Genomic DNA, 25,619 nt, shown 5'->3' with positions numbered 1-25,619 from the left:
GGAGCAACTGTAACGGAACTGAAAGGCGTTATTTCAGCAAAAAGCAGCATTTCGCAAATCTAATGGAACTGACAGCCCTTATGTTGGGCAAAAGTCCGCGGTTTGCCTGGATTTCTCACGAATAACGTCGCCGAGTTCCGTTAGATTTTAAAATCACGCCAAACGATCCATATAAGGGCCCTTATTTCCGTTAACACGTTGGCGATGATTGCAGCTTCATTTCCAGTTTTACACACAATGAATCAACGGCCTCATGCCCGACCTTACTTGCAGCATCCGAGCAGCATTTCGCTTCATTCCGGTCGAATAAAGTCTCCCTTGTCCGTTACAGTTTGACAATCTAAAAAAACAGGGATTTAGAGTCACTGATGTCCGTTAGAAGCGTATACGCCTCCTCTGGCGGGCCTGTCCCTTCGAGGATAATCGGCCAAGTTTAAAGCCTTTTTTTTCGCTAAATAATTTCCCGAACTTTCGAGAACTTATATATTCTATTGTAGAACAAAAAACTCTTCTACAGCATGCTGTAGAAGAGTTTGATTGGAATTTGTATGGCGGAGAAGGTGGGATTCGAACCCACGCACGCTTTGACACGCCTAGCTGATTTCGAGTCAGCCCCCTTGGGCCTCTTGGGTACCTCTCCGCGTATGGGTGACACAAGAGAGATTGTACCATAGAAGTAATCATCGTTGCAAGTCATTATTCAATAAATATTCATCCCCTGCTTCGTTGCCTACTCGGGTCCTCTCCCTCAGTTCTAAATGTCATTTATGCGTCTTCCTGGTCCTTGGGATTCGAACGCAGCACCTTCTTCATGTTCTTCTCGAACTTCGCCCGTGGAATGAGTACGCTATGCTTGCAGCCTACGCACTTGATCCGTATATCCATCCCCATACGAATAATCTCCATCTCGTTCGTTCCGCAGGGATGCTGCTTTTTCATCATAACGATGTCACCTAAGTCGAACTGTTTGCGCTCCAACATGATCCCTCCCACTGTGATTCGTCCTCATTCAATTAATTCGCGTTCAAAAAGTTCGATTTTCAGCACATGAGCGTATGCTTCCGATGCTGCGTTTTTTTCAAAAACGCTGTAGAAGATTGGATGAAGGTAGAAACTGAGGAGCGGAGCGTAGTGGAAGCTACGTGAGCACCGGAAGTTTCGCCTGAATTCAATATTCGATGTCGAGTAAACTTCGTGGCATACATCGTGATCAAAAGCGAACTTTTTGAACAACCTCTATTATATCTTTCCTACTCTACCTCTCGATACCCTATTCCATCAGGCTCGAAGATCCCTCGTATCTCCACCTGCTCCTGCACAATGATGGTTTTAACCTGCATGAGCTCCTCTTGGGGGAAATGAATCGATAACGCGCAACCTGCCGTAATTTCTTTGGGCGTTGGACAGATATCGATCTCAATATCTGCATATTCCAACAGCATCTCGGCTCTTAGCGCCTGTTGGGTTGAATCAAATGCGATCAACATAACGCGCTTCTTCCTCCCTTGCATCTTTATTTGTTCTGCATGGTCCGTATTGCGTATAAAATGGTTGTCCCATCCATATACTAGTAACACACTACCTATTGGAGGGATTCTATGAAGCTTCCATTTATGAAAGACGCGCCGTTTAAAGTGCCTTATACAAATGCAAATATTACGGGCATGCTTGTTCATCGGCTGACTGGGCTTCTAGAGGAAATTTCAGCGAATCGCCCCATTGTCATCGTCTGCATCGGAACAGACCGATCAACAGGCGACGCGCTTGGTCCTCTAATCGGAACTGCGCTGTTTAAATACAGGAGCCCTCACTTCCATCTATACGGTACGCTGGAAGATCCCGTGCACGCCATGAATTTGGAGGATACGCTGCACGAGATTAATCGCAAATTCGAGAAACCCTTCGTTATCGGCATTGATGCCTGCCTTGGCCAAGTATCCAGCGTAGGATGCATTCAGATTGGGCAGGGTCCCGTCAAGCCTGGTGCTGGAGTAAATAAGGATCTTCCTCCGGTGGGAGATATCCATGTGACCGGCATCGTTAACGTTGGCGGCTTTATGGAATATTTCGTTTTGCAGAATACGAGGCTTCACTTGGTCATTCGAATGTCCGAGGTTATTGCGGCCAGTCTCATGTCCGCCATTACAAGTTATGTTCATGTATCCTCTTCCACCAGAGATCAGACTGCAGCTGCCGACTTTTCTTGATCGTCTGCTTACTTGGCCAATAGGATGACTTGCTTCTCCTCTGGTGTAAGCGGGTAATTGGATTCGCCCTTTTGCAGCGGTTTGGCATACATGTAAGTATTATCTCTGCCATGCAGACCGGAGAAAACAACTCCGTCCTTCTCCTCATTAACGATCGCCAAGGAGAAGCTGAGATCGCTGCCTCCTTCCGAGAAAGCATTGTATCTAATAATGCCGATTTTCCCTTTCACCAATGGCAATTCCGACTCTACTGCATCCACACGCTTTTTCAGCTTCTCCTCTTGTTGTTCTTGTTCATTCAACTTTTGTTTCAGCTCCAAGATCACATCTTCTAAGTTGCTTATTCCCGTATTGCCCATTACGGCAACATATTGCTTTCTTAACTTCTTGAGACGCGACCCTATAATTGCGATCCATACAATCAGTATGATGACCAGGAGCAATATTACCGCACCTATCCCACCCATCAAGTACATTAGTTGTTCGTCCATGCTTTCCCCCATCTCTCAGTTGCCATAATGCTTCGTTATTTCTGTCATAGCCGTTACTAATGTATCGACTTCCTCTTCTGTTGTGAATATGCCTACGCTTGCTCGTACAGCACCAGTATCAGCAGTGCCCGCGCTTGCATGCGCTAGCGGCGTACAATGGTAACCGGATCGAACGGCGATGCCGTAATGTTGATCGAGAATAAACGACAGCTCGGACGAATCAATATTCTCCGCCTGGAACGCCACAATGCCAGTGCGTTCCTCCCCCAGCTTTGGCCCTAACAGGCGAAGCTTCGGTATATGCAGCAGCCCTTCCATCATCCGCTCCGTCAATGCCCTCTCCTTAGTATGGATGTTCTGCACCGTCTCATTCAACACATAATGGACGCCAGCCTTTAGCCCCGCCAAGCCTGGCGTATTAGGAGTCCCTGCCTCGTACCGATCAGGCCGCACTAACGGCTGATGCGGGGCTTCCGACTGACTCCCTGTTCCACCCAACAACAACGGCTCCAGATCAACCTCAGGCGCGATATAAAGCCCTCCAGTGCCTTGGGGGCCTAGCAGTCCCTTATGTCCCGGAAAAGCCAGCAGATCGATTCCTAGCGCCTTTACATCGATCGGCACTATACCTGCGCTTTGCGCGGCATCCACCAGCAGTTTCACATCATGTTTGCGGGCGATTTCACCAATTTCTCCTACAGGCAAAATAGTCCCAAGCAGATTGGAGCTATGGTTCACTGCAATTAATTTCGTATTTGGTTTTATAGCCTTCTCCAGCTCTGACAACTGTATTCGGCCATATTCGTCCGAGCGTAGGTACGTTACTTCTACGTCTTTTTCCTGTTCCAATTGGTATAAGGGTCTTCTGACGGAATTATGTTCGACGCTAGTCGTTATGACATGATCTCCTGCCTTAACTAATCCCTGTATCGCCATATTAAGAGCCATCGTCGTATTAGCCGCAAAAGCGATATCATTCGGGTTGCGAATACCGAACAGCTTGCCTAACGCTTTTCTTGTATCAAATAAAATTCGGCTAGCCCTTACTGCCATAGCATGACTGCCTCTACCTGGATTAGCTCCGTCATTCATTAGCGCATCTGTCACAGCTTCTACTACACCAGGAGCCTTCGGCCATGATGTAGCCGCATGATCCAAATAAATCAACTTGCGTTGTTCGGCAGTCATTCCTCTACACCTTCCCTATCCATCTCTTTTAAGCAGCTCTTTATGAACAACAAGGTGAAACGGCTATTTCCGTCCATGAAAAACTTCCTTATAATTCAATAATGGCATACCTTAGTTTAATCCTTCAGATGAAAGATTACAACTTAGATATGCCATTATTCAGTCCTTTTAGGCAAGCTGTTGAAGCAATTCGAGCAAACGTTCCAAATCTTGTTTGTTGTAATATTGAAGCTCGATTTTCCCTTTATCCTTCTGTTGTTTAATCTTCACAGTTGTTTTGAATCGGTCGCGAAGCGTCTCTTCCAGATGTTCAATGTAAGGATCGCGTTTCTTCGGTTTTTGCCCTTTCTCCTGCTGGTCTTTCCCTTTATGATCCAGCTTTTGAATGGCATCCTCCAGTTCCCGCACGCTCCACTCCGAACCAATAATTTGCTCGGCGAATTCCTTCTGTACGTCAACATCTTTAATGCCCGCAAGTGCTCTGGCATGGCCCATTGAAATTGTTCCACGTGAAACATATTCTTTGATTTCTGCAGGCAAGCTCAGTAAACGCAAGAAGTTTGCAATGTGAGAACGCGACTTGCCTACCTTCAAGCTAAGCTCTTCTTGTGTCAATTTAAATTTATCCATTAATGCTTGGTATGCAATAGCTACCTCTAGAGCGTTTAAGTCTTCCCGCTGCAAGTTTTCGATTAACGCGATTTCCATGACTTGTTGATCACTGTAGTTCCGTATAACCGCCGGAATTGTCGTATTGCCGCAATATTGCGAAGCGCGGAAACGACGTTCCCCTGCAATAATCTCATAACCTTTAATTACTGAACGCACAATGATCGGTTGAATGACACCATGCTGTTTAATGGATTCCGCAAGTTCCTTGATGGATTCTTCATCGAAAGTTTTACGTGGTTGGTAAGGGTTCGGACGAAGCTGTGATAGCGAAATCTCTACGACTTTATCATCATCATTGACGGACAGAGACGGGATTAGCGCATCCAGGCCTCTACCTAGCCGCTTGCTCATACATTACCACTTCCTTCGCAAGTTCAAGATAAACTTCTGCACCTTTGGATCTCGGATCATAAGTGATAATAGCTTGTCCATGAGACGGAGCTTCACTCAGACGTACATTCCGCGGGATAATCGTTTGATATACTTTCTGTTGGAAATACTTTTTCACTTCTTCAATCACTTGAATACCCAGATTCGTACGCGCATCCAGCATTGTAAGCAATACTCCCTCAATCTGTAGGGATGTATTTAAATGTTTCTGAACAAGTCGAACCGTATTTAGCAATTGACTGAGTCCTTCTAACGCGTAATATTCGCATTGTATCGGGATCAGAACAGAATCAGCCGCAGTCAAAGAGTTGATTGTCAAAATGCCAAGGGATGGCGGACAATCAATAATGACGTAATCGAAATCGTTTTTTACCATATGAAGTGATTTTTTTAACCGAAGTTCACGAGAAATCGTTGGGACAAGCTCGATTTCTGCGCCAGCCAATTGAATCGTAGCTGGAATAACGGTCAACCCCGGCACACTCGTTTCCACCATGGCATCTTTGGGATGCACTTCGTTAATTAATACATCGTAAATACAGTTAGAAACATCGGCTTTATTAATGCCGAGACCGCTTGTCGTATTTCCTTGCGGGTCGATATCGACCAGAAGCACCTTTTTCCCAAGCGAAGCAAGGCATGCTGATAAATTAACGGAAGTCGTCGTTTTGCCGACTCCGCCCTTCTGATTGGCAATTGCAATAATTTTCGACAATTCTTATTCACCTCATGTGTGAAACTTTTGTACAAAATGGCATCGCCGCCTTCATTGGAAGGCGGCATCATTTTGGGAAATCAAGGTGAAACGGCTGACGTTTTCCCTTTAGCAACGCAGCGCGTTTCATTCCCGGAAATATAGAGAAAGTATGGCTAACCATCTTAAAAGCTTTTTCTATATTTCGAGTCAAATTGAAGCCCGTATAACCTTCTATACGGGCTTCTATCTCCATTATGATCCAGTCAGGAGCAAAGTGGAATTCAGCTATTTAGCAGGAGCAATCCTCTGAGGACGTTTTTCGTCATTTCACCTTGTTCTATTATAGCATAGAAGAGAGGAAGAAGAGGAACTGTGATAGAAATCTAATATCTATTTTTTAAGAAATTGTTGAGAAAACCTATATTCCGGGGTCTTTAATGGACAATGAACCTCCAGTTTTGCAAATAAGCTGCTCGGAAGCATTGGGCGATAGATAATTACTAGCGTTTAGGAATTTGAATCACGATTTCATAATGATCCTCGTGATCCTTTTCATTGGTTTTGATCTTTAAACCCGAGCCCGACACCATATCAATGGACTGTCTAATCGTATTAAGCGCAAGGCGTACATCCTTCGTGAAGGATATTCGTTTCGCTTTTTTATTTTTGTTCGATTCATTTAAGAATGCGATTCGAACCTCGGTTTGTTTCACATTCAGATCCTTCGTAATAATTTCCTCAAGAACCTTCAGCTGCAACTCTTCCGAATCCAGGGATAATAATGCTCTCGCGTGTCGTTCCGAAATTTTTCGTTCCATGAGTGTAGCTTTAACCGGTTCAGGGAGCATAAGCAATCTCAGTTTGTTAGCAATCGTTGACTGGCTCTTCCCTAATCGTTGCGCCAAACTTTCTTGAGTCAGCTGATGTAATTCAATTAATTTCTGGTAAGCCACCGCTTCCTCAATAGCGGTTAAGTTCTCACGTTGGAGGTTTTCGATTAAAGCGATTGAAGCGGTCTGAGAATCATTGAATTCTCTTACGATTGCGGGAATGGTTTCATAACCTAGTTTCGTTACTGCACGCCAACGTCGTTCACCGGCAATAATTTCATAACGATTATTACGAACGCGTACAACAATAGGTTGGATAACGCCATGCGTCTTAATAGTCTGACAGAGCTCCTCGATTCGATCATCGTCGAATAAGGTACGAGGCTGGAACGGGCTCGTATCAATCTCATGAATTGGCAGCTGCCTTACTTCTTCTTGAGGAGAGCGCTGTTCGGACAGGCCGAACAGGCGGGATAATGATTCTTTCATGAATGACTACCACCCGATCATATGATAAATCTATGCATAAAAAATGCAATAGACTTTCCAGACATCTGAGATCATCCTAACTTTTCCCTATTAATTCGACTCCCTACCAATGAAATCCTGCTTGACACCTTATCAACTATGTAATTTAACAATTCAATTGTAAGAATACGACACTGAATATTCATAGATTAACAAATCTAAGCTTTAACGGTTAAAGAAGTGCTATTCCCGCATGATAACGTAGAACAGCACTTCACTCTCCCTATAAGTTGACAATGTTTCACGTGAAACAATTTGTGCAAATATACTAGATTAATGGTTGCTTAAGCGGCGTTCCTGCTTTACGTGGATATTTTTGGGGCGTAGTGCCTGTCTTCTGGATCACAACGATATGCCGCTCAGACCCTTCGTTAGGAAGCAACATACCATGCTCACCTATCAGCTTACCTCTCAATTCCTTTAAGCTAAAACCCGCTTCCTTCATTTCTTCCTGAGATTTAGCACCCTTCATGGCAGCAAACTTGCCGTCAGGACGGACAAAGGGAAGGCAGAATTCATTAAGCACATTAAGACGTGCAACAGCTCTTGCCGTAGCCAAATCAAATTGATCGCGATATAAAGGCAACCTTGCAATATCCTCTGCACGACCATGCACACACTCTACATCCTGGAGTTCCAATCGCTCCGCCAATGCTTTTAGAAAGGAAATCCGTTTGTTCAAGGAGTCCACGATGACAACCTTTAAATGAGGAAAACAGATTTTTAACGGAATGCTTGGAAATCCGGCTCCAGAGCCAATGTCAGCAATAGATTTAATTTCATTCATATCGACAAAAAAGGATAAGGAGGTAGAATCATAAAAATGTTTTTCATAAACAGCATCACGTTCCGTAATGCCAGTAAGGTTCATTCGCTCGTTCCAATCCACCAGCATTTCCAAATAGGCTTCAAATTGCTCCAACTGACGGGAAGAGATGGATACCCCTCTCTCCCCCAGCTGCTCAACCAACCATGTACTCGTCTTATCCATTTATGATCCTGACTTTCTTGCCGCCGTGACACGATTGTAATGTTCCAAATAAACAAGCAAAATCGAAATGTCTGCCGGCGTAACACCGGCAATTCGGGATGCCTGACCAATCGAAAGCGGACGTATAACGCTGAGCTTCTGCTTCGCCTCGGAAGCGAGGCCTCGTACATCGCTGTAATCGATGTCTTCTGGCATCTTCTTTTTCTCCATCTTGTTCAATCGTTCAACTTGGAGCAGTTGTTTTTCGATATATCCCTCATATTTGATCTGAATCTCAACTTGCTCCTTCATTTCGTCGCTTAATTCATAAGGGCTCGGGAGCACGCTCTCCAAATGAGCATACGTAACCTCGGGACGACGAAGCAACGACAATGCATCAGCGCCTTGCGTCATTTGCGCGGAGCTTGCTGCCTCCAGCATAACCTTCATATCATCCGGTTTCACCTTCGTACTGCGAAGTCGCTCAAGCTCCAGCTCCACCAGCTCTTTCTTCCTTAAGAACTTGCCGTAACGTTCTTCCGTGATCAGTCCGATCTCATAACCAAGCGGGGTCAGGCGCAGATCGGCATTATCATGCCGAAGCAGCAATCGATATTCGGCTCTCGAAGTCAGAAGTCGATAGGGATCATTCGTCCCCTTCGTCACAAGATCATCGATCATAACACCGATATATCCCTGCTCGCGTCCAATAATGACGCCTTCCTTCCCTTGCACCTTTCTCGCAGCATTAATGCCGGCGATGATGCCTTGGCCAGCCGCTTCCTCATATCCGGATGTTCCATTGATTTGTCCAGCTGTAAATAATCCGTCTATCACTTTCGTCTCCAGGGTCGGCCAGAGTTGAGTGGGGATAACCGCATCATATTCAATCGCATAGCCGTTGCGCATTATCTCAGCATTTTCCAAACCTGGTACCGATCTCACAATTTTGAGTTGCACATCCTCAGGCATACTCGTCGACAAGCCTTGCACGTAATACTCCGAAGTATGTTTGCCCTCCGGCTCCAGGAAGACCTGATGCTTCGGCTTATCGGCAAATCGAACGATCTTGTCTTCAATTGACGGACAATAACGCGGTCCTGTTCCTTCGATGGCGCCAGAGAACATCGGAGCGCGATGCAAATTATCATTAATAATACGATGTGTTTCTTCCGATGTGTAAGTCAGCCAGCAAGGCAATTGTTCGTTATCGGACGACTCTGTCTCATGAGAGAAAAACTTGAGTTTCTCGTCGCCAGGCTGGATCTCCGTCTTCGAGAAATCGATCGTATCCTTATTTACGCGCGGCGGCGTTCCCGTCTTAAAACGAATCAGCTCGAGTCCATGTTCCTTGAGGCTTGCGGACAACCGGACCGACGGCTGTTGATTGTTGGGCCCGCTCTCATACATAAGCTCGCCCATAATGATCTTGCCTCGAAGATAAGTACCGGTCGTGACGACAATCGCCTTCGCCCGATATTCTGCGCCCGTCTTGGTCAAGATGCCTACGCATTTGCCGTCTTCGACAATAAGCTCTTCCGCCATCCCTTGGCGAAGCGTCAAATTCGGCGTTTCTTCGATCGTTTTTTTCATCAGATGCTGGTATGCGAATTTATCGGCTTGCGCGCGAAGCGCGTGAACAGCCGGACCCTTGCCCGTGTTAAGCATCCTCATTTGAATAAACGTTTTATCGATATGGCGCCCCATCTCGCCGCCCAGAGCGTCGATCTCGCGCACAACATGCCCCTTCGCCGGACCGCCGATCGACGGATTGCATGGCATAAACGCCACCATATCCAGATTAATCGTCAACAGCAGCGTATCGCAGCCCATTCTAGCCGACGCAAGTGCAGACTCGCAGCCCGCATGTCCTGCGCCGATAACGATGACATCGTATTCACCTGCCACATATCCCATAATAGATCCCTCCTACTTTCCAAGACAAAACTGTGAGAAAATTTGGTCAATCAATGAATCGCCCGCTTCATCGCCCAAAATTTCACCAAGCGATTCCCAAGCGAGTCTTGCGTCAATCTGTATCACATCAATCGGTATACCCGAATAGGTTGCCTCTATTGCATCCTCCAGCGAACCTTTCGCCCGCTTTAATAGCGAAATATGTCGAACGTTGCTGACATAAGTCAGATCATTTGCCTCCAACTGCCCTTCGAAGAACATCTCGCTTATTGTAGCTTCCAAGCCGTCCAGTCCCCGCTCTTCCAGAACGGACATCCTTACAATGCGATCCGAAGCAACGTAACGTTCAACCTCGTCCATCTCCAGATAACCTGGCAAGTCGGTTTTGTTGATGATGGCGACAACCGATCTCCCTTCAAGCTGCTGAAGCAGCTGCCGATCATCGCTCTGCAGCGGTTCATTATAATTAAGCACGAACAAGATCAGATCCGCATCCTGAAACGCGTCACGCGACCTCTCTACCCCGATCCGTTCCACAATGTCGCTCGTTTCCCGAATCCCCGCCGTATCCAACAGACGTAGCGGTATGCCATTTAACGTCACGAATTGTTCGATGACATCTCGTGTCGTACCCGGAATTTCGGTCACGATTGCTTTGTTCTCCTGCGTCAATACGTTCATAAGCGACGACTTGCCCACATTAGGCCTTCCGACAATTGCCGTCACAATGCCTTCACGCAATATTTTGCCTTCGTTCGCGGTTTTTAGCAATTTGTCGATTTCGCCAATGGCAAGCTGACATTGTTCCCGGATATACGCGCTTGTCATCTCTTCGACATCATGCTCGGGATAATCGATATTGACTTCAATATGGGCAAGCAGCTCGATGACCGTCTGGCGCAGCGCCTTGATCTTTTTCGACAACGCGCCTTCCGCTTGTTTGCGTGCAACGGAGAACGCCCGATCCGACTTCGATCGGATGAGGTCGATAACGGCTTCCGCTTGCATCAGGTCGATGCGGCCGTTCAGGAATGCCCGCTTCGTGAATTCGCCGGGCTCCGCCGTTCGGATATTATCCTGCAGCAACACGATGTCCAGCACCTTCTTCACCGCGATGACGCCGCCATGCGCGTTGATCTCGACGACATCTTCTGCCGTAAAGGAGCGCGGTCCGCGCATCAGCGTGAGCAGCACCTCCTCGATCTTCTCCCCGCTGGAGGGATCAACGATGTGCCCGTAATGAACCGTATGCGACTCGGCCTCGTTTAGACTTATTTTCGACGAAAAAATACGGGATATACCGCTAATCGCCTGCGGTCCGCTTACCCGAATGATCGCGATGCCGCCCTCGCCAACAGCGGTCGAGATCGCGGCAATCGTATCGTGAATCATGACTATCAACACCTCTTTATGCTTCTTGCGCAGAATGGAAAAACAGCAATGACCTTGGGAAGCCATTGCTGCGAATCGGATACCGGTATGGATGGGGTAATAATCGCCTTACCTCAGCGCAATGACGACGCGCCGATTCGGCTCGTCTCCCTTGCTGAACGTCCTTACCTTAGGATGGTTCTGAAGCTGCGAATGGATGACCTTGCGTTCATGCGGCGTCATCGGCTCGAGAACGACTTCCTTTCTCGTGCGGATAACTCGTCCCGCCAATCGGTCGGAGAGCTCCTCCAACGTCTTGCGGCGACGCTCGCGAAAATCCTCTGCATCAAGGACGATACGAAGATGACTGTCTGAATAACGGTTGGCCACAATATTTACCAGGTACTGCAGCGCATCAAGCGTGCCTCCCCGGCGTCCAATCAGCATGCCCAGGTCTCCCCCGCCCGATACGGACAAGTAGAAGCCTTCTTTCGTTTGCTTGCGATCGATCTGAACTGAAAGTCCCATTGTACGCGCGACTTCGACAAGGAACTGCTCGGCTTCCTCCAGCGGATCCGGAATAAGCTCCAGCTCCACCTTGGCTTCCTTGACGCCAATCAGCCCGAACAGCCCTTTGGACGGCTGCTCCAGCACGACAACTTTAACACGGTCTTCCGTTACTTGCCATTGTGTCAATCCATTACGCACAGCATCGTCTATCGTCTTGCCCGATGCAACGATTTTCTTCATTTTGCAAGGACCTCCTTCTTACCCTTGTCAGATGAACCACGTACGTACAGGAAGTAGTTTTGAACGATCGTATACGTGTTGCTGAATACCCAGTACAGCGGCAATGCAGCAGGGAACGACATCGACATCACGAAGATCAGCACCGGGAAAATCGTCATGATCATCCCCATGCCAGGCATTTGCTGCGTCTGCTGCTTCTGCATCATCTTCGATTGGACGAAGGTCGTAATCGCGGCAAGCACCGGCAAGAAGTACCATGGGCTTGGCTCGCCAAGTCCGAAGCCGAACAACGTTTCGGTACGGATGTCCTGATTCCAGTAGATGGCATTGTAGAGCGCGATAAATACCGGCATCTGAACGATCAACGGCAGACAGCCCGCCAAGGGGTTGACGCCATGCGTCTGGAACAGTTTCATCGTCTCTTCTTGTTGCTTCTGCGGGTTGTCCTTATATTTCTTCTTAATTTCCGCCATTTGCGGTTGTAACGCTTGCATAGCCTTGGAACTGCGATACTGCTTAAGTGTCAACGGCAGAATAAGCGTTCTAACGATAATCGTTAGCAGCAGGATCGCCAACACATAGGAGCCGCCGAACCAGTTAGCGAACGTATCAAGCGTAATAGCGAAATAATAAACGACGTTTTTCTCCCAGAAATTACCCTTGAGCAAGTCGGGCGTATCCATGGTATGATCGGCAGGAGCACAGCCTGCAAGGAGGCCCATAACCAATACAAGACCCGCCACGAGAAGCCATTTTCGATTTGTATTCCGAAACAACATTAAATCTCCTCTCTGAGAGCTTCTGCATAGTTCTATTCCAAGATAGACTATACCATAATTTAATACACAAATAAACAAGGCGAAACGGTTACAACGTCCTTGGGCAGCGCTGTAAGTTTCATCACTAGAAATCATTGCTTCTTTAATAAGCCGGCTTTCCTCAGCACATGCCCGACGCTCTTCTCCATCTCCTTCATCTCCATGGCCGTTGCCGGCTTCCTGACGATGAGAATGAAGTCTGTTCCAGGCACGATCCGGTCCTCCATATGACGCACGATTTCCTTTACCATTCTTCTCATCCGATTGCGCATGACGGCATTGCCGATTTTTTTACTGGCCGACACGCCCAGCCGGAATGGGTCCGCTACTCTTTGCCTGGACCAATATACGACGAATTGGCCGTTCGCGAACGATTTTCCGCCCCGATAGACCCGATTGAAATCTTCGCGGCTGCGAAGACGCAATTTTCTACGCACGTCTTATATCCACCGTTCTCTCTTCATTCTATTATGAGGTTGTTCAAAAAGTCCGATTCCCATTACGAGGTATGCCAAGAAGCTTATCTCGACATCGAAGATGGAACGCAACCGAACTTTTTGAACTCGCACTATATGTCAAGTCTGTCCGAAACTGAGCAAAAAAAAAGACCACGTCCGGTGGTCTTCTGCTTACGCGCTCAGTACTTTTCTTCCTTTTTGACGACGAGCCGCCAAAACTTTACGACCGTTCTTTGTGCTCATCCGCTTGCGGAAGCCATGCACTTTAGCACGTTTGCTTACATTTGGTTTAAATGTAGGTCTCATTTATGTTGCACCTCCTATATTACGTGTGGATCCATACATCGGACGATACGCGCCCGTCCAAGACAAAAATACACTTTTATAATTAAACCACGCGGAGGGCAAAAAGTCAATGTTTGCCCCTGCGCCGATGACTGCCATTTTTTCCGGCTCATACCTGTGGATAAATGAATGAACGACAAAGGTTCGACGAAAACTAATAACATGTGGACAATTTTTTTGGGCCAAAATCGAACTTTGTCGAAATGGTAACATGATATTAACAATATCTTGTGTTGTCGATAACTTTTATACACAAGCTCTTGAGTATGTGGATAATATCCGGCAATTCGTTGAAATACAAGGCATCTTTTGCTATGATAGATATGTTTTCGTTGTGGATGACCAACTATTCCACACCATCTTATTAACAGCCTGTGGATAACATTGTGAACAACATTATCCCCTATTTATAACTCACATCTTAAATATCCGTCATAATGTGGATATTTCGTGCATGCAGATAGGTATTCGACAAGTTTCCGCGCGGGCCCGCCTCTGGGCGACAGAAGATAAGGAGTGACAGTCTGTGGACAGCCATACCTACGATTTATGGCAACAAGTATTGTCCATCATTCAGACGAAGCTGAGCAAGCCGAGCTTTGACACCTGGTTCAAGGCAACCAAGGCTTCCTTCGTCGATGATTCCATACTTGAAGTAACGGCGCCGACCACGTTTGCCGCCGAATGGCTGGAAGGCCGATATACGAAGCTGATTCGAACAACACTGTACGAATTCCTCGGCAGACAGATCGATGTGCGCTTCTCCATCGAGGAACCGAAAACCGCCGCCGAGCATAGCATCGTGTTCCCTCCCAAAAACGTGCAGCCTCCTGTCTCGTCCGACGAGCCGCACACTCATATGCTTAACCCCAAGTATACGTTCGATACATTCGTCATCGGTGCCAACAACCGGTTCGCCCATGCGGCTTCGCTTGCAGTCGCCGAAGCTCCGGCCAAAGCCTATAATCCACTGTTCCTCTATGGGGGCGTTGGACTAGGCAAGACTCACTTGATGCACGCCATCGGGCACTACATTATGGATCACAACCCCAATACGCGGGTTCTTTATATTTCTTCCGAGAAATTCACGAATGAATTCATTAATGCCATCCGGGACAGCCAGGGCGAGAGCTTCAGGACGAAATACCGCAATATCGACGTGCTGCTTATTGACGATATTCAATTTTTGGCCGGCAAGGAGCAGACGCAAGAGGAATTTTTCCATACGTTTAACGCGCTGCACGAAGAACGCAAGCAGATCGTCATCTCCAGTGACCGTCCGCCGAAAGAAATACCAACTCTAGAAGACCGGCTGCGCTCCCGATTCGAGTGGGGACTCATCACCGATATCCAGCCGCCGGATCTCGAGACGCGGATTGCTATTCTTCGAAAGAAGGCAAAAGCCGAAAATCTCGATATTCCCAACGAAGCCATGAACTATATCGCCAACCAGATCGATACGAACATCCGCGAGCTGGAAGGCGCGCTGATCCGGGTCGTCGCCTATTCGTCGCTGATCAATGCCGATATTACATCGCATCTGGCTGCGGAGGCGCTTAAGGATATTATTCCGTCGAGCCGGCCGCGCATGATCACGATTCAGGATATACAGACGAAAGTTGGCGAATTTTACGGGCTGCGCCTGGAGGAGTTCAAAGCGCGAAAACGGACGAAAGCCGTCGCATATCCGAGACAAATCGCGATGTATCTCTCGCGGGAGCTTACGGATTACTCGCTTCCGAAGATCGGCGAAGCGTTCGGCGGCCGTGACCACACGACAGTCATTCATGCGCACGAGAAAATAACAAGGCAGCTTAAGATCGATCAGGAGCTGTACAAGATCATTCAGAATTTGACGGAAAAAGTCAAAAATCAAATGTGAACAACAGAGCAAGCCTATGCACAAGCTATGCACATGTGGATAGGCTTGCTTTATCCGCTTTAAATGGGGTTATCCACATATTCAGGGCCCCTACTACTACGACTACTAAAAAATCTTTAAAATAATACCTATACAAATACAAGTTCAAAAAGTTCGGTTTTCAGCACCAAGAAGATTGAAAGAAGGTAGAAACTGAGGAGCGGAGCGTAGTGGAAGCTACGTGAGCACCGGAAGTTTCGCCTGAATTCAAGATTCGATGTCGAGTAGGCTTCGTGGTATACTTCGTGATCAAAAGCGGACTTTTTGAACTACCATTTCAACGACTTCGTCGTTTCGGGGCTGAATCCCTCAAATCTTGTAGAAACGGGTGAACAAATGAAACTCACGATTTCCAAAAACGAACTAAACGACGCGATTCAACAAGTCGCCAAAGCCGTCTCGGCCCGTCCCGCCATTCCGATCCTCGGTGGCATCAAGTTCGATGTAAACCATCAATTCGTAACGCTGACTGCCAGCGATACAGATATATCTATTCAGAGCTTTATCTCCGTAGAACAAGGAGATAAAATTATCGCGCAAATCGACAAACCGGGAAGCGTTGTCCTTCCTGCCAAGTTTTTCGTTGAAATCGTAAAAAAGCTCCCTTCCGACCAAGTTATGATTGAGGTAAGAAACGGTTTCCAAACGATTATTCGCTCCGGTTCCTCGGAAATTCAAATGGTCGGCCTGGATCCGGAAGAGTTCCCTGTCCTGCCGTCGATCGAACAGAACGACATTCTTCAAATTCCCGGAGACTTGATCAAATCGATGATCCGCCAGACGATTCTCGCCGCTTCGACAAGCGAACAAACGCCTATCCTGACCGGCGTGCTCTGGAATCTTCACGACAGCATGCTCAAGTTCGTTGCCACTGACCGGCATCGTCTCGCCAGCCGTACGACAAAAGTCGATTCCGAGCTGAACTTCAGCAATATCGTTATTTCCGCCAAGACGCTCAACGAATTGTCCCGTCTAATCCCGGATCAGAATAAGCTGGTCGATGTCGTCGTTGCGGACAACCAGGTATTATTCAAGGTCGACAATATTCTGTTCTATACGCGAATTCTTGACGGCACTTACCCGGATACATCCAAGATTATTCCGCAAGTATTCGAGACAGAACTTGTGCTCGACACCAAAAATGTGATGGACGCAATCGATCGCGCCTACCTCATGTCGCGCGAAGAAAAGACGAACATCGTCAGGCTCGCGACACTAGATGACGGTACGATTGAGATTTCGTCCAGCTCAACGGAGCTTGGCCGCGTAACGGAGCAGCTTGAGGTAAAGCAGTTGACAGGCGAACCGCTGCGGATTGCGTTCAACTCCAAATATATGCTCGACGTGCTCAAAGTTATCGACAGCGAACAGCTTTTCATCGGTTTTTCCGGCGCTATGCGCCCCATTATCGTAAAACCTATGGACCACCCATACAGCATGTACGTCATTCTGCCTTACCGTACGACAGGTTAAGCCAAGCAAGCTGAAAGGGTGATGAAGGAATGAAAGAAGTATCCATTCGGACGGAATATATCGAATTAGGGAAGTTTTTGAAGCTGGCGGATTGCATATCCACAGGTGGACAAGCTAAATTTTTTTTGCAGGAGACGGTTATCCACATTAACGGGGAGGCCGACAACCGCCGGGGCCGCAAGCTTTACGCTGGCGACAAAGTGGAAGTCGAAGGGCACGGCATGTTTGTCGTCACGCGCGAATAGGCGAAGCACCGGGAGGAACGAAACGTGTTTCTGACGAATATCGAATTGAGCAATTACCGGAATTATGCCGGCCTCGATCTTGCAACTCCGAACAAGGTTAACGTCTTTTTGGGTCCAAACGCCCAAGGCAAAACGAATCTGCTGGAAGCCATCTTTGTGCTGGCGCTGTCGAAGTCGCATCGCACTTCCAAGGACAAAGAATTGATCGGCTGGCAAGGCGATTCCGCGAGAATATCGGGGGCGGTGGATAAGCGGTACGGCAGCATCACCCTCGATTTGCTGTTCTCCTCGCAGGGCAAGAAGGCGAAGATCAACGGGCTGGAGCAGCGCAAGCTGAGCGATTTCATCGGTTCCGTTAACGTCGTCATGTTCGCGCCGGAGGATCTCGAGATAGTCAAGGGCACGCCGGGCGTGCGCCGCCGATTTCTGGACATGGAGATCGGGCAGGTGCAGCCCGGCTATCTATATACGCTTCAGCAATACGGCAAGGTGCTTCAGCAGCGAAACAACTACCTGAAAAGCGCAGGTCCGGGGACTGTCAACGCGACGATGATGGAAGTGTGGAATATGCAGCTTGCCGAGCTCGGTGTTAAAATTATGAAAAAAAGGAAACACTTTATACATAAATTGCAAATCTTCGCGGAACAGATCCATGCCGGCATTACGAACGGTTCGGAGAAGCTGACGATCGAGTATCGCCCCTCCTTCGATGTGGACACGACGCAAGATGAACCTGTTTTATTTGATCAATTTATGTTAAAGTTATCACAAGTGAAAGATCAGGAGATTCGGAGAGGGGTCACGCTTGCCGGACCTCATCGCGACGATTTGGCCTTCTTCATCAATGGCAAGGAAGCGCAGATATTCGGCTCGCAAGGGCAGCAGCGCACTACTGCTCTGTCGCTGAAGCTTGCCGAGATCGAGCTGATTCATGAGGAGATCGGGGAATATCCGCTGCTCTTGCTCGATGATGTTCTGTCGGAGCTGGATCAGAACCGTCAGACGCAGCTCATCGAAACTTTTCAAAGCAAGGTTCAGACCTTTATTACAACGACCGGCCTGGAGAGCGTCAACACGAGCAAGCTCCACGATGCCGGTATCTATTATGTGCGAGAAGGCAGAGTCACCGTATAACGAGATGAATAGGGGGCTGGAGGAGACATGTACATCCATCTGGGCGGAGAAAAGATTATCAGGGCCGTAGAGCTGGTCGCCATCTTTGATATATCCATTGAGCAGTCCTCCAAGCTGTCCAAGCAATTCGTCGCGGGAGCCCATAAGCGCAAGGACGTGGAGACGATCGGCGAAGAAGAGCCTAAGTCTATCGTCGTCACAAAGAAGAAAATCTACTATTCGCCCATATCATCCTCAACGCTCAAGAAACGAGCCCATCATTTCGCGGCGAATGGATAAGCAATAGGAAGAGCAGTCGAGAGGAGCAGTGAGCTTGCATGACTTTGGAACAGAACACGTATGACGAGAGTCAGATACAGGTTCTTGAAGGGTTGGAGGCCGTCCGCAAACGTCCGGGGATGTATATCGGCTCCACCAGCGGAAAGGGTCTTCACCATCTCGTATGGGAGGTAGTCGACAACAGTATCGACGAAGCGCTGGCCGGCTATTGCGACAAGATTGACGTGATCGTGCACGAAAACAACAGCATTACCGTTATCGACAACGGACGCGGAATCCCGGTCGGGATGAACACGAAGCTGCAGAAGTCGACGCTCGAGGTTGTCATGACCGTTCTTCATGCCGGCGGCAAGTTCGGCGGCGAGGGATATAAAGTATCCGGCGGTCTGCACGGCGTAGGCGTGTCGGTCGTCAATGCCCTGTCGGAGTCTGTCATCGTGCAGGTTAAACTCCATGGCAAACTCTATCAGCAGGAATACCGCAGGGGAATTCCCCAATACGATATCAAGGTCGTGGGCGAATCCGAGGAGACGGGCACAAAGGTAACCTTCCTGCCTGATCCCGAGATTTTTACGGAGACGACGGTATTCGACTACGAGACGCTCCAGTCCCGTATTCGCGAGCTGGCGTTTCTGAACAAGGGCATCGAGATTACGCTGACGGACGAGCGTACGGACGTGTCCAATTCGTTTAAATACGACGGCGGTCTGAACGAATTCGTGCTCTTCCTGAACCGCAATCGCGAGGCGCTGCATGAGACTCCAATCTATGTAGAGGGCTCGAAGGACCATATCCAGGTCGAAGTCGCTCTGCAATATAACGACAGCTACACGGAGAACATTTACTCCTTTGCCAATAACATCAATACGCATGAGGGCGGTACGCATGAATCAGGCTTCAAGAGCGCGCTAACGCGGATCATTAACGATTACGCGCGCAAGACGAATCTCATCAAGGACAACGATTCCAACTTCTCGGGCGACGACGTGCGGGAAGGCCTCACCGCGATCATCTCCGTAAAGATCCCCGAACCGCAATTCGAGGGACAGACGAAGACGAAGCTGGGCAACAGCGAGGTTCGAGGCATCGTAGAGTCGTTCTTCGCCGAGAAGTTCCAGGAGTTCCTCGAAGAGAATCCTGGCGTATCCCGTCGCATCGTGGAGAAAGGCCTCCAAGCCGCGCGCGCGCGCGAAGCGGCGCGCAAGGCACGCGAGCTGACGCGTCGTAAGAGCGCGCTCGAGGTTGGATCGCTCCCGGGCAAGCTGGCCGACTGCTCCTCCAAGGACGCGGCAATCAGCGAGCTGTATATCGTCGAAGGAGACTCCGCGGGCGGATCAGCCAAGCAAGGGCGCGATCGTCATTTCCAAGCGATACTTCCGCTCAGGGGCAAAATCCTGAACGTAGAGAAAGCCCGCCTGGACCGCATTCTCGGCAATGCCGAGATTCGTGCGATCATTACGGCATTAGGCACGGGCATCAGCGACGACTTCGACATCTCGAAGGCCCGTTACCACAAAATCATTATCATGACGGACGCCGACGTCGACGGCGCGCATATTCGTACGCTGCTGCTGACGTTTTTCTACCGCTACATGCGGGAGATTATCGAAGCGGGCTTTGTCTACATCGCGCAGCCGCCGCTCTTTAAGATCGAGCGCAACAAGGTTGTCCGCTACGCATTGACGGAGAAGGAGCGCGACGTGATCCTCGCAGAGTTCGGGGAAGGCGTGAAGGTAAATATCCAGCGCTACAAAGGTCTCGGAGAGATGGACGCCACCCAGCTGTGGGAGACGACGATGGATCCCGAGAGCCGTTCTATGCTCCAGGTGTCGATCCAGGACGCGATCGAGGCCGACACGATCTTCGATACGCTGATGGGCGACAACGTCGAGCCCCGGCGCGAATTCATTCAGAAGTATGCCAGATACGCAAATCTGGATATCTAAGCGGAAGCAGCCACCCATGACGGGGGCTGCTTTTCTTCTCAAGGACTGTACGGGGAAGCTAATGCTTTTTGCGTTTGATGCCTCCATAGGCTGCTGCATATCGGGTTACTTTGCGGTGCATCGACTTGTCGGCCAGCTTGTTGAAAATATAGGGATGAGGCTTCGTGTTCACTTCCAGCACCCAAGGGTGGAACTTTGTATCGATGGCGACATCGACGCCAAGCTCCTTGAGACCGGGATAGGCCGTCTGCAACTGCTTGCCGATCTTGACGCCAAGCCTTTTAAGCTTTGCCTGGAGCGCGCTCATCTCGGAGGCGGACAGATGAGAGGACAGCAGTCTCTCAAATGATATTATCGTTCCGCCGCCATGGTAGTTGGTTATGATTTTGCGAGGAGGCGCGAGTCTCCCGATAATGCCGGAGGTTTCCCATTGGTTGCTTAAATTTTTTTGCACCATGACGCGCAAGTCAAAGCGGCGGCCCTGATGCTTGAGCAGTTGAATGCCCTTCTGGACGATATAACCCTTGCGGCCCGCATAGGAATTTAACGCTTCGAACAAGGAATCGAAGCTGGCTCCATAACGTTCCGTCGTTCCGTGGTGGAAGCGGTAGCCGCCCCCTTGCCCTCCTGTACGCTCAACCCGGATGACTCCGTTGCCGTGTGTGCCGCTGACGGGCTTCACGTAGACCATCTCGTACTCTTGCAGCATGCGATGTAGAGATTCGCGGCTGTACCGCTTCGTCAGCGGGATGTAGCTGTGCATTTCGGCAGAGCGCAGGAGCACTTTTGTTTTTGCCCACTTGCTTCTGACACGTTGGATAGCCAGGGGATTCACCTCTTTCTATGGGATAGTTCCTGCAGGATGCCGGAGTTCTCGAAGCGGCGGCACGGCGCCGAATAAGCGACATCTTTTTCTTTTATCACCCGGCTCCTGGGCAAGACAGACTTTGGAATGAATGGTATAATAAAAGTTGGGTCTATTTAATTTATGACCATTTTTCGCGTTCGGAGCTTGAGGAAAGGCCTATTTTTACCATTGGGTCCGGAACAGGCGATTCCGCCAAATGGAGCAGCTCTAGCGGTTGCTGCCATAACGGCACAACAGGTTTATGCAAGAATTAAATGTTAAAGATAGAACTAGGAATGGTTGACGATTCACCAGATAGATGACGTCAGGGAGGTAAAGCATGGCGGAAGAACAAAGAATGTCAGTGACAGACCGCGATATCGGTACGGAGATGCGCGACTCCTTCATGGATTACGCGATGAGTATTATCGTGAGCCGTGCGTTGCCGGATGTGCGCGACGGGCTTAAGCCGGTGCATCGCCGTATTCTGTTCGCAATGTCGGAGCTCGGCATGTCTCCGGACAAGCCGCATAAGAAATCGGCGAGAATTGTAGGGGAAGTCATCGGCAAGTACCACCCGCACGGCGATTCGGCGGTCTACGAATCCATGGTTCGGATGGCGCAGGACTTCTCCATGCGTTATATGCTCGTAGACGGACACGGCAACTTCGGTTCCATCGACGGCGATATGGCGGCGGCTATGCGTTATACCGAAGCACGTCTGTCCAAGATGGCAATGGAGCTGCTTCGCGATATTAACAAAGAAACGATCGACTTCGCTCCTAACTATGACGGCGAAGAACAAGAGCCCGTCGTACTGCCTTCCCGATTCCCGAACCTGCTGGTAAACGGGGTAACGGGCATCGCCGTAGGCATGGCGACGAATATACCGCCGCATAATCTTAATGAGGTTATTGACGGCGCTCAGGCGCTTATCCGCAATCCGGACATTACGTCGCTAGAGCTGATGGAATATGTCAAAGGACCGGACTTCCCGACGGCCGCTTATGTCATGGGGTTATCGGGTATTCGCCAGGCTTATTTGACGGGCCGCGGCTCGGTAACGATGCGCGCCCGCGCGACGATCGAGGAGAATAACGGCAAAGCGCGTATTATTGTTCACGAGTTGCCTTACCAGGTCATTAAGGCGAGACTGGTCGAAAAGATCGCGGAGCTGGTGCGCGAGAAGAAGATCGAAGGCATTACCGATCTGCGCGACGAATCCGACCGTAACGGCATGCGGGTCGTCATCGAGCTTCGCCGCGACGTCAATCCGAGCGTCGTGCTAAACAACTTGTACAAGCATACGCAATTGCAGTCCAACTTCGGCATTAACATGCTCGCGCTCGTCAATGGCGAGCCGAAGACGCTGAATTTGCGCGACATGCTGTATCATTATTTGCAGCATCAGATCGAAGTCATAAGACGCCGTACAGAATACGACCTCAAGAAGGCCGAGGCGCGCGCGCATATTCTGGAAGGCTTGCGGATCGCGCTCGACAACCTCGACGAGGTCATCGCGCTTATTCGCGGATCGCGTACGACGGAAGAAGCGCGCGAAGGATTGATTACCCGTTTCTCCCTCAGCCACGAGCAAGCGCAAGCGATTCTGGATATGCGCCTGCAGCGTCTGACCGGACTGGAGCGGGACAAAATCGAGGCGGAATATGCCGAGCTTTTGGCCAAGATTGCCGAGTACAAGGCTATTCTTGCGGACGAGCAGCTTGTGCTCGATATCATCAGCACAGAGCTGAATGAGATCAAAGAGCGGTTCGGCGACGAACGCCGCACGGAGATCACGGCCAGCGACGAAGAGATTCTGGATGAGGACCTCATTCCTCGCGAAGACGTAATCATCTCCATTACGCACTCCGGCTACATCAAGCGTCTCCCGGTGACGACGTATCGCAGCCAGAAGCGCGGGGGCAAGGGCGTTGTAGGAATGGATACGAAGGAGCATGACTTCGTCGAGCATCTCTTCGTATCGAATACGCATCACTTCCTGTTGTTCTTTACGAACAAAGGCAAGGTGTATAAGCTCAAAGCCTATGAAATTCCGGATCTCAGCCGTACAGCGCGGGGAACGCCGATCATCAACCTGATTCAGATCGAGCAGGGCGAGACGGTTAACGCGGTCATCCCGGTTCAAGCGTTCGACGCGGATCATTATCTGTTCTTCGCGACAAGACAAGGCGTGGTCAAGAAAACGCCGCTTGACGATTATATTAATATCCGCAAAGTGGGATTAATCGCGATCTCCTTGCGCGAAGATGACGACTTGATCGGCGTGAAGCTGACGGACGGCAACCAAGAGATCATCATGGGTACCGCCCAAGGCATGTCCATCCGTTTCTCGGAAGACGATGTTAGGTCCATGGGGCGGTCGGCTACCGGCGTTAAGGGCATTGGTCTGGACGATGACGATACGGTCATTGACATGGACGTAGTTGTACTTGACAAGGATGTGCTTATCGTTACGGCCAAGGGCTACGGCAAGCGTACGCCGGTCGGCGAATATCGGATCCAGAACCGTGGCGGCAAGGGGATTAAGACGCTTAACGTTACAGACAAAAACGGCCCGATCGTTTCCCTTAAGGTTGTCGAGAACGACGAGGATCTGATGATAATGACGGCGCTTGGCACTTTGATACGGACCAGCATGGAAGGGATCTCCACGATGGGACGGAATACGCAAGGCGTCAAGCTGATTAATACGCGCGAAGACGATACGGTTGCGACTGTCACTCGCGTTGCGCGGAGCGAAGAAGAAGTGGCTTCGTCCGAGGAAGAAGAGGACGTAGAAGGCTCGGAATCCGAATAAGGAAGCAGCGGCATTCGGATTTGTTAAACATTGATCCTGCGCTTTGTTCGCGGGGGAGGGGAATAGGATGGTCGCAGTAGCGGTTGCGCAGCTTAAGATGGGCGATAAGATCGGGGAGGATGTTCTCACCCCGCTCGGCGGCATATTGTTTCACAAAGGGAGAATTATTACAACGAAGGAACTGGATATTCTGCAAGCCTTCTTGGTGAATACCGTTATGGTCGACTACGGCGATGCAATTCCGCCGGAAGCCCAGCCAGCACAGGCAGCACAACCTGTACAGCAGCCGGTTACTCCCTTCCAGCAAGAGTACGAAAAGATGATCGAGGTGCTCAGGGGGCTGTTCAACAACTATGTGACCGGGCAGGGGATGCCTGTCATGGATCTTCGAGTGCAGCTCGAGAAGCTCTTGGGCCGGATATCGGAGTACAAGGTGCTCACCTTCGCGCCGAGAGTATTCCAGGAACGCGACTATCTGCTTCACAATAATGTGACTTCCGCGATGACCTCCTATCTGATCGCTCAGTGGGGGGGACTTCCGCAGAAGGATTGGATGCAGGTAGCGCTCGCCGGTCTTCTTAAGGATATTGGCAATGTGCGCATCGATAAATCGATTCTGTCCAAGCCTACCCCGCTGACGGCCGTTGAGCAAGAGGAGATGAAGCGGCATACCGTTCTGGGCTATCAGTTGCTAAAGAACGTTGCAGCGCTTAATGAAGGCGTCAAGCTGACGGCGCTTCAGCATCATGAGAAGGTAGACGGCACGGGTTACCCGCTTGGCATAGACGCCAGCCAAATTCATCCCTATGCAAAGATCGTGAGCATTGCGGATATATTCCATGCGATGACGCTAAACAGGGGCTACAAGAAGGCCGTCTCTCCCTACCTTGTATTGGAGCAAATATTGAGCGATGCTTTCGGCAAGCTGGATCCAGGCTATGTCAGAACGTTCGTGGAGAAAGTGACGCAGTTCCATAATGGAACCATCGTCAGGCTAAGCGATGAACGGATCGGCGAGATCGTCTTCTCGGACCGTACCCATCCGACGCGGCCATGGGTGTCCATTGACGGCAAGATTGTCAACCTGGTTATCGAGCGGCAGTTCCATATTAAAGAAGTCTTGAAATAGCGCATCATAAGGGCAAGCCTATCGGAGACCGGAATCATCGGCAGACGATACGGTTTGCTCTTATTTTTGTACCATGGAACGAAAAAAGTTCGAGATAGATGAAGGAGAGGGCTTCGCTTGGAACGGTCAAAACGTAGAAATTAAATTAATTTAAAAAAACACTTGCAATCCACTAGGCGTTCGTGATATATT

Annotated in this window: 24 protein-coding genes and 1 tRNA gene; 9 read left to right on the top strand and 16 right to left on the bottom strand. The window is 49.4% G+C overall.

Annotation, left to right across the window (positions count from 1 at the left end; genetic code table 11):
* Positions 1–549 precede the first annotated feature (549 nt).
* The 3 genes from B1748_RS34685 to B1748_RS34675 all read right to left on the bottom strand — a co-directional run bounded on the left by B1748_RS34685 (position 550) and on the right by B1748_RS34675 (position 1,487).
* A tRNA-Ser gene (locus B1748_RS34685) sits at positions 550–640 on the bottom strand.
* Between the two features lie 125 nt (positions 641–765).
* Positions 766–978, bottom strand: coding sequence for a DUF951 domain-containing protein (locus tag B1748_RS34680; RefSeq protein WP_087572549.1), 213 nt, complete (start codon positions 976–978; stop codon positions 766–768).
* A 272-nt stretch (positions 979–1,250) separates the two neighbouring features.
* Entirely contained in the window at positions 1,251–1,487 is a 237-nt protein-coding gene (locus B1748_RS34675) for a putative Se/S carrier protein (protein WP_087572546.1), read from the bottom strand.
* A gap of 111 nt (positions 1,488–1,598) precedes the next feature.
* On the opposite strand from B1748_RS34675, the gene yyaC reads away from it, so the two are divergent.
* Positions 1,599–2,207 carry a spore protease YyaC gene (gene yyaC / locus B1748_RS34670; protein WP_087572545.1) on the top strand — a complete coding sequence of 203 codons (609 nt, stop codon included), beginning with the start codon at positions 1,599–1,601 and terminating at the stop codon, positions 2,205–2,207.
* An 8-nt stretch (positions 2,208–2,215) separates the two neighbouring features.
* Here yyaC and B1748_RS34665 read toward each other — a convergent pair whose 3' ends face one another.
* From B1748_RS34665 to rpmH, 12 genes are all read right to left on the bottom strand, one after another.
* The gene (locus tag B1748_RS34665) at positions 2,216–2,698 is read right to left on the bottom strand and encodes a DUF4446 family protein (protein ID WP_256976119.1); all 483 of its coding nucleotides are present in this window, start codon (positions 2,696–2,698) and stop codon (positions 2,216–2,218) included.
* Between the two features lie 15 nt (positions 2,699–2,713).
* A complete protein-coding gene (locus B1748_RS34660; RefSeq protein WP_087572543.1) occupies positions 2,714–3,886 on the bottom strand; it encodes an aminotransferase class V-fold PLP-dependent enzyme in 1,173 nt (390 codons plus the stop codon).
* A gap of 168 nt (positions 3,887–4,054) precedes the next feature.
* Complete coding sequence (locus B1748_RS34655; RefSeq protein WP_087572542.1) at positions 4,055–4,909, bottom strand: ParB/RepB/Spo0J family partition protein; 855 nt, start codon at positions 4,907–4,909, stop codon at positions 4,055–4,057.
* A complete protein-coding gene (locus B1748_RS34650) occupies positions 4,890–5,663 on the bottom strand; it encodes a ParA family protein (RefSeq protein WP_087572541.1) in 774 nt (257 codons plus the stop codon). Before B1748_RS34650 ends, B1748_RS34655 begins: the two co-directional genes overlap by 20 nt.
* 482 nt (positions 5,664–6,145) lie before the next feature.
* On the bottom strand, positions 6,146–6,964 hold the full coding sequence (gene noc, locus B1748_RS34645; protein WP_087572540.1) for a nucleoid occlusion protein: 819 nt from the start codon (positions 6,962–6,964) through the stop codon (positions 6,146–6,148).
* Positions 6,965–7,271: 307 nt separating this feature from the next.
* On the bottom strand, positions 7,272–7,994 hold the full coding sequence (rsmG, locus tag B1748_RS34640) for a 16S rRNA (guanine(527)-N(7))-methyltransferase RsmG (protein ID WP_087572539.1): 723 nt from the start codon (positions 7,992–7,994) through the stop codon (positions 7,272–7,274).
* Positions 7,995–9,890: a tRNA uridine-5-carboxymethylaminomethyl(34) synthesis enzyme MnmG gene (gene mnmG / locus B1748_RS34635; protein WP_087572538.1), complete on the bottom strand. Its 1,896-nt coding sequence runs from the start codon at positions 9,888–9,890 to the stop codon at positions 7,995–7,997.
* Positions 9,891–9,902: 12 nt separating this feature from the next.
* Positions 9,903–11,282, bottom strand: a complete 1,380-nt coding sequence (gene mnmE, locus B1748_RS34630; RefSeq protein WP_087572537.1) for a tRNA uridine-5-carboxymethylaminomethyl(34) synthesis GTPase MnmE — start codon at positions 11,280–11,282, stop codon at positions 9,903–9,905.
* Positions 11,283–11,390: 108 nt separating this feature from the next.
* On the bottom strand, positions 11,391–12,011 hold the full coding sequence (jag, locus tag B1748_RS34625; RefSeq protein WP_087572536.1) for an RNA-binding cell elongation regulator Jag/EloR: 621 nt from the start codon (positions 12,009–12,011) through the stop codon (positions 11,391–11,393).
* Positions 12,008–12,790: a YidC/Oxa1 family membrane protein insertase gene (locus B1748_RS34620; RefSeq protein WP_087572535.1), complete on the bottom strand. Its 783-nt coding sequence runs from the start codon at positions 12,788–12,790 to the stop codon at positions 12,008–12,010. The genes jag and B1748_RS34620 overlap by 4 nt, the downstream gene beginning before the upstream one ends.
* Before the next feature lie 131 nt (positions 12,791–12,921).
* On the bottom strand, positions 12,922–13,266 hold the full coding sequence (gene rnpA, locus B1748_RS34615) for a ribonuclease P protein component (RefSeq protein ID WP_087572534.1): 345 nt from the start codon (positions 13,264–13,266) through the stop codon (positions 12,922–12,924).
* A gap of 192 nt (positions 13,267–13,458) precedes the next feature.
* On the bottom strand, positions 13,459–13,593 hold the full coding sequence (rpmH, locus tag B1748_RS34610; protein ID WP_087572533.1) for a 50S ribosomal protein L34: 135 nt from the start codon (positions 13,591–13,593) through the stop codon (positions 13,459–13,461).
* A gap of 565 nt (positions 13,594–14,158) precedes the next feature.
* Between rpmH and dnaA the strand changes: the two genes are divergently transcribed.
* The 6 genes from dnaA (at position 14,159) to gyrB (ending at position 20,630) form a co-directional block, all read left to right on the top strand.
* On the top strand, positions 14,159–15,514 hold the full coding sequence (dnaA, locus tag B1748_RS34605) for a chromosomal replication initiator protein DnaA (protein WP_087572532.1): 1,356 nt from the start codon (positions 14,159–14,161) through the stop codon (positions 15,512–15,514).
* A 375-nt stretch (positions 15,515–15,889) separates the two neighbouring features.
* A complete protein-coding gene (gene dnaN / locus B1748_RS34600; RefSeq protein ID WP_087572548.1) occupies positions 15,890–17,026 on the top strand; it encodes a DNA polymerase III subunit beta in 1,137 nt (378 codons plus the stop codon).
* 29 nt (positions 17,027–17,055) lie between these two features.
* Entirely contained in the window at positions 17,056–17,271 is a 216-nt protein-coding gene (yaaA, locus tag B1748_RS34595; protein WP_087572531.1) for a S4 domain-containing protein YaaA, read from the top strand.
* Between the two features lie 24 nt (positions 17,272–17,295).
* Positions 17,296–18,405, top strand: coding sequence for a DNA replication/repair protein RecF (gene recF, locus B1748_RS34590; RefSeq protein ID WP_087572530.1), 1,110 nt, complete (start codon positions 17,296–17,298; stop codon positions 18,403–18,405).
* 27 nt (positions 18,406–18,432) lie between these two features.
* Positions 18,433–18,684 (top strand): extracellular matrix regulator RemB, encoded by a 252-nt coding sequence (gene remB, locus B1748_RS34585; protein ID WP_087572529.1) that lies wholly within the window; start codon positions 18,433–18,435, stop codon positions 18,682–18,684.
* A gap of 38 nt (positions 18,685–18,722) precedes the next feature.
* Positions 18,723–20,630 carry a DNA topoisomerase (ATP-hydrolyzing) subunit B gene (gene gyrB, locus B1748_RS34580; RefSeq protein ID WP_087572528.1) on the top strand — a complete coding sequence of 636 codons (1,908 nt, stop codon included), beginning with the start codon at positions 18,723–18,725 and terminating at the stop codon, positions 20,628–20,630.
* A 58-nt stretch (positions 20,631–20,688) separates the two neighbouring features.
* Here the strand turns inward: gyrB and B1748_RS34575 are convergent, their stop codons facing one another.
* A complete protein-coding gene (locus tag B1748_RS34575; RefSeq protein ID WP_256976117.1) occupies positions 20,689–21,465 on the bottom strand; it encodes a YheC/YheD family protein in 777 nt (258 codons plus the stop codon).
* Between the two features lie 352 nt (positions 21,466–21,817).
* On the opposite strand from B1748_RS34575, the gene gyrA reads away from it, so the two are divergent.
* Together gyrA and B1748_RS34565 are read left to right on the top strand one after the other, a co-directional pair.
* Positions 21,818–24,298: a DNA gyrase subunit A gene (gene gyrA / locus B1748_RS34570; RefSeq protein WP_087572527.1), complete on the top strand. Its 2,481-nt coding sequence runs from the start codon at positions 21,818–21,820 to the stop codon at positions 24,296–24,298.
* Positions 24,299–24,365: 67 nt separating this feature from the next.
* A complete protein-coding gene (locus B1748_RS34565) occupies positions 24,366–25,427 on the top strand; it encodes an HD-GYP domain-containing protein (protein WP_087572526.1) in 1,062 nt (353 codons plus the stop codon).
* The last annotated feature ends 192 nt before the right edge of the window (positions 25,428–25,619 follow it).

Source organism: Paenibacillus sp. MY03 (assembly GCF_002165585.1).
Lineage (GTDB): Bacteria > Bacillota > Bacilli > Paenibacillales > Paenibacillaceae > Pristimantibacillus > Pristimantibacillus agaridevorans.
This window is presented reverse-complemented; position numbering and strand designations above follow the sequence as displayed.